Annotated in this window: 6 protein-coding genes; all 6 read right to left on the reverse strand. The window is 35.7% G+C overall.

Going from position 1 to position 5,449, the window contains the following annotated elements; all coding sequences use genetic code 11:
• A partial coding sequence (locus KO361_05160; protein MCC7574955.1) for a glycosyltransferase family 4 protein occupies positions 1-777 on the reverse strand: 777 nt, incomplete at its 3' end.
• Between the two features lie 230 nt (positions 778-1,007).
• Entirely contained in the window at positions 1,008-1,754 is a 747-nt protein-coding gene (locus KO361_05165) for an FkbM family methyltransferase (GenBank protein ID MCC7574956.1), read from the reverse strand.
• Positions 1,751-2,947 carry a glycosyltransferase family 4 protein gene (locus KO361_05170; GenBank protein MCC7574957.1) on the reverse strand — a complete coding sequence of 399 codons (1,197 nt, stop codon included), beginning with the start codon at positions 2,945-2,947 and terminating at the stop codon, positions 1,751-1,753. The genes KO361_05165 and KO361_05170 overlap by 4 nt, the downstream gene beginning before the upstream one ends.
• Positions 2,948-2,958: 11 nt before the next feature.
• Positions 2,959-4,050 carry a glycosyltransferase family 4 protein gene (locus KO361_05175; GenBank protein MCC7574958.1) on the reverse strand — a complete coding sequence of 364 codons (1,092 nt, stop codon included), beginning with the start codon at positions 4,048-4,050 and terminating at the stop codon, positions 2,959-2,961.
• Between the two features lie 21 nt (positions 4,051-4,071).
• Positions 4,072-4,923, reverse strand: coding sequence for a glycosyltransferase family 4 protein (locus tag KO361_05180; GenBank protein MCC7574959.1), 852 nt, complete (start codon positions 4,921-4,923; stop codon positions 4,072-4,074).
• Positions 4,924-5,239: 316 nt separating this feature from the next.
• The coding region (locus KO361_05185) for a GDP-mannose 4,6-dehydratase (protein MCC7574960.1) at positions 5,240-5,449 on the reverse strand (210 nt) is incomplete at its 5' end.

The raw sequence follows: 5,449 nt of genomic DNA on the forward strand, positions 1-5,449 counted from the left end.
CTCCACCACATACTGAACTGCCGAGATCTTCATTGCAACTATCGGAGTGCCTGATGCCATCGCCTCGACGAAGACTCCCCCAAAAGTCTCGAACTTGGTGGGCATGTAGTAAACTCTTGCATGCCTATATAAAGATTGGAGCTCTTCCGAGGATACCACCCCGGTGAATTCCACGTGGTCTTTTATGCCTAGATCTTCAATCAACCCCATTATTTTAGCTTCGTATTCTTCACCAGTCATAGACTCGTTATACATCATTTCAAATTCATTATCTTTTCCTTTGAAAAATTTTCCTACAATTATGAGTTTAAGCTCTTTTTCTTTTAATACTTCAGAGACAACCTTCAGGGCAGAATGAAGATTCTTACGATCCCGCCACCATTTGGATACCGTTAAGATGTAATTATCTTTATCATATGTACAGAGATCAAAATTGGTACCCCAAGGTATTATGGAATAATAACATACGCTTAATTTTTTTATTTTGGATAAACTGTCAATCTCATATTTTGTCGCACCTACTATTTTATCAAATAAAAGGATCTGTGAAAAGATTAAGGCCACCCGCATGAAGTCTTTGATTGTTTTAGAGATCGACCTGTGAATTCTTGGGGCTAAATATCCATTAAAGTCAGGTTGTGCTATCGTCTTTATGTGTAAAATTTTTGATATAATTAGCAGCATCGAAGTGAGGGGGGAGCCGAAGTGATGATATATTATTAATAAATCAGGTTTATTATTTATTATTTCCTTAATAATCATCGCAGTATTTTTCATGAATTTCACATGAGGTAGGTTGTTAGTTTGCTTTATATCGGGCTGAAGACATTCTCTGGTCACGAGGATATAGTTGATATTGTGTTCTCTACGGCATAGGTAAAATGGAATGTAACACGGAAAATTGGGGATACCATCGGGATCAGTCAAATTTTTCATAATATGTACTATCTCTGTATTACTATTCATAGTATTTATCCTCGTATCTAGAGTAGCACTATAGAATTCTATCATGTTCTTTTTGCCCAATAATCATTCTCTGCTAATTTCCTAACTTTAAATCCTTTCGATGACAAGAATTCGAATATCTTTGGATTCGACTTACCTGAATGATACTCAAAAATTATATTATATATATCATAAATTCTGTCCCCTAAACCATCTAAAGCAAGACATTCTGCGCCTTCAATATCGATTTTCATCATTTTTATCGTTTTATTTGGCAATACCTCATCCAAACGAACACCTTCAACCTCGACAAAATTAGTAGATTTTACCCAGACTATACTATGTGATCCCAGATTCTCCTGACATAAATTTAACCTTACAATTCCATTCTTATTGGTTGCGGCCTTTTTTATGACTTCTACATTAGTAATGTTATTATTTTTTAAATTTTCCATCAAAATCATATAATTACTTGGTTCTGGCTCAAATGCATAAACTTTTTTTGATTTAACTGCCATTAACAACGTATGATATCCAATATTAGCTCCAAGATCCACTGCAATATCATCTTTTGTTAATAGTTCGGCTATCAGATTCCTCAAATGTGGCTCATATATCCGGTTCCTGCGTAGCCCTAACGAATCAGTTGCATCTGTTTTTATGCGAAAACCGCCATCTACCTTGACCCAAGTGCTGTAAAAGTTTAGTGCAAATTTTGATATCTTAGGCCGAATCTTTCCCTTTGTAAGTCTATGTACAAAAGTAATTTCACCGATTTTATAAATTAAACATTCTACTTTTGATATCATTTTATGACACCTTCATTTCTTGGCAAATTTCTCACATTATCATAAACTGCTACAGTACTTTCGACCATCCTGTCTACGCTAAATTCTTCTATAGCTTTCAATCTCGCCATTTTCCCAAGGGTTTTTGCTTTACGTTCATCAACCAAAACATCCAAAATTTTATTTTTTAGATTATATAAATTATTAGGATCGATTAAAATTCCGTTTTTATTATGATCTATTGCCGTTGGGATTCCTCCAATTCTTGACGCGATCACAGGTTTTCCGCATGCCATTGCCTCGAGGATCACCATGGGCAAGCCTTCCAGTCTTAAAGTCGGAAATACAAATAGATCAGCTAAATTATAATATTTTGGTAAATCATTGTCGTTGACATGGCCTGCAAATATAACATAATCTTCAATATTTAAGTCTCGCGCTAATTGCTTTAATTGCTCAAGATAGCTACCTGTACCCAAAATCACTAATATGGTGTCTTCAGTTTTGATGATGTCGGGAAAAACTTTTATTATAGATTGAAATCCCTTTTCCTTCTCAATTCTGCCTATAGATAAGATTATCTTCTTATTCGATAAGCCCAAGTTACTTTTAAAAGCATCAATTTCGGTCGGCTTGAACTTATCTATGTCTACCCCATTAGGAATTACACATAATCGTCCTTCGAGAGATGTATATTGTTCCTTTACATCACTACATAATTCTTTACTTACAGTGATGATCTTATCCGTTTTTTTAAGAATAACACGTTCATCAAATATGTAGGATTTGATCCAAAAAGGCGAAGATAGTAAAAATAATGCTTTATTTATTTTTAATAAATTTTTTATCTCATTAACAAGAGTACCATGTAATGTAACTACGAGAGGAACTGTCTTCTGACAATATCTTATATATCCTAACGCGAGAGTACTCTGGCTATGTACGATATCAAAGTTTTCTATTTGATTTAATTCGTCGAATATTCTCGCAGATTCCCTATAATATCGCTCTCGCGTATATTTTGCCATTGTTTTTGTATAATAGATATCTATGTTATTTTTTGATGTATTCTTCAACCCCTGCGGGTGAGGACCAGTTATTATAGTAACATGGTGCCCCTTTTTTATTAGACCATTTACCAAAGACTCTATATGCATCTCCATTCCACCAACAATGTGTATGGGCAAAGCCTTCGTAAACATGCATATCCTCATTTTTATCTCCTTTAATATACGATAAACTTCTCGATTCGTTCAAATGTATTTTCCCAATTAAATTCTAGAGACTTTTCATAATTTATTTTTCCAATCATTTCTCTAGATTTTGGATTTTTAATCAATCGAAAAATAGAATAAGCCATTTTTTCGGAGTCTCCAGGAGGGATTAAGAACCCATTTACACCATCTTTAACTAAAAAAGGTATTGCCCCTACATTAGTTGCAACGATAGGCAATTTATAATGCATAGCTTCTGCTAATACCATTCCAAATCCCTCCCATAAGGAAGAGAAAACAAATATATCTGAATTTGAATACAAGATTGCTAACATATCATCGTTCACGCGGCCATGAAATTTTACATTTTCCTCCAAGTTCAAACTCTTACATATATCTCGAACCTCAAGAGAATAATCACTTTCTTTATCCAAAGCTCCAACTATATGTAGGCGTACATTAGACATATTATATTTTGATATCAAAATATATAATGAATCTATAATGGTTTTGACATCTTTTCTTCGAGTAACAGAACCCACAAAAAGCAATTCGAGGTTGCGACCATCTTTTATATTTTTCTTATAATTATGGATACTCAATCCGGGATGTGCGATGAGCACATCTTTATTGCGTTTTTTAATTATTTTGTAAACTTCTTCTTGAGTAAATGCGCTGTTCACAATTATTTTATCTGCGAAAAACATAAAGAGATATTCATATATAATTTTTAAAGTTTGATTAAATCTATTTTTCTCCAACGAGGAATACGTGTGATGTACTAAGGGAATAGTTTTAATATTTTTTCTAAATGCGCCCCGTAAAAGATTGTTGGTTATATTAAATATAAAAAGATCAGAACTCCTAACAATATCCTCTATTATTATCATATTGTTTTTTCGATAATATAATAGTTTTATGAACCAAAGATTTCTAAAGATAAATCCACCCTTGAACCTGAAGGGAGTGTCGTATATCGATACCACTTCAACCTGATGGAACTTGTTGGCTAGATATTTGTACAATTTATCATTATATATTTCTCCTCCGGTTATAGGGGGCTGAAAATGCGATACTATTATTAATATTTTGCAATCATTCATATTAGTTACCGATCCGATATATTATATAGTTTCCCAGATAGTTAACAATTTCCCTGTCTCGTTGTGTATATTGAAATCTCGTTTCACTTTTATCGCTCCATTATCACCCATTGTTACTCTCAAATCCTCAGAATCTAATAACTTCTTTATGGCCTTCGCTAATTCTCTTGGGTTCTCTGGATCTACAAGAAACCCCTCAACTCCGTCCGTGATAAGCTCTGGTATGCTCCCTATATTACAGGATACAACAGGTATTTTGGCTATCATGGCCTCTTGCAGAGTCAAAGGACAAACGTCCATATCACCATTACTCCCTTTTATACAGGGTAAGACAAAAATCCCAGCACTTCCCAGTTCCCTTATCAACCCTTCTTCACCCAAGCTACCTAAAAAAGTTATATCATCCTCCAATTGCAGGTCTAGAACCATATCTCTAAGCTCACCCTCCAGCGGTCCTGAACCCACTATTTTATATTTTATCCCTGGACAACCATCTATTATTTGCCTGATAGCCATTAAGCCGTATTTTATACCTTTCTTCTCTACCAGCCTTCCGACCGTTAAAATATTTGAACTGCCATCTACTTTAGTTATTTTCGCAAATTTGTCAATATTTGAGCACGCTCTCACAACATGGATTTTATTTTTATCAAATTTGGTCAGATCGTGGAGATAATCCCTATTATAATACGACGGTGTTATAACTGCAGATGCTTTCTTCATCCTTTCTTTCAGCGCCTCAATATTCGGATCAATAAAGATATCAAATGCGTGTCCTGTAAAGGTAAACGGGATATCGGTAGCTCTGGAGATGAGCATAGCTGTAAACGTTGGTTCATTGGCGAAATGTGCATGTAAGACGTCTAAATCCATTTTTTTGATAACCTTGGAGAAATGGCTTGCAGCGGCTATACAGTATAATTTATTTAAGGTATAATTGCCCTTGGAACGAATGAATTGGTATGGATGAGTTAATTTTAAAAGCATTTTATATTTAGATGGCGTATAATGAGTCCTGCTAAGTAAGTCGTATTCATCGATCTCCGGTTGTCTTATCGACTCTTTAGGGCGAAATATTGAGAAGATCTGTACATTATGCCCTCTATCTATCAGCTCAGTTATCTCATTGATAATGAAAGTCTCCGAAAGCTTCGGGAATACCCCGAGGACATAACCTATATTCGTATCATCACCCCAAGATCCTCTCCGTATCCGCCCTCACCATCATCTCCACCAGCTCCTCAAAGGAGGTCTTCGGCACCCACCCGAGCTTCTCCTTCGCCTTCGATGCGTCGCCCCGGAGCTCCGGGACCTCGGCGGGCCTTATGAACCTCTCGTCGGTCTTGACGTGATCCCGCCAGTCAAGCCCCATCGCCGAGAAGGCCATCTCGACGAACTC

It is taken from the genome of Candidatus Woesearchaeota archaeon, assembly GCA_020854775.1.
GTDB lineage: Archaea > Nanobdellota > Nanobdellia > Woesearchaeales > 21-14-0-10-32-9 > 21-14-0-10-32-9.

What these genes read in the sequence shown, in the direction of transcription:
- KO361_05170 (MCC7574957.1), bottom strand. Translation starts at nt 2,947, where the DNA reads ATGAGGATATGCATGTTTACGAAGGCTTTGCCCATACACATTGTTGGT.
- KO361_05175 (MCC7574958.1), bottom strand. Translation starts at nt 4,050, where the DNA reads ATGAATGATTGCAAAATATTAATAATAGTATCGCATTTTCAGCCCCCT.
- KO361_05165 (MCC7574956.1), bottom strand. Translation starts at nt 1,754, where the DNA reads ATGATATCAAAAGTAGAATGTTTAATTTATAAAATCGGTGAAATTACT.
- KO361_05180 (MCC7574959.1), bottom strand. Translation starts at nt 4,923, where the DNA reads ATGGATTTAGACGTCTTACATGCACATTTCGCCAATGAACCAACGTTT.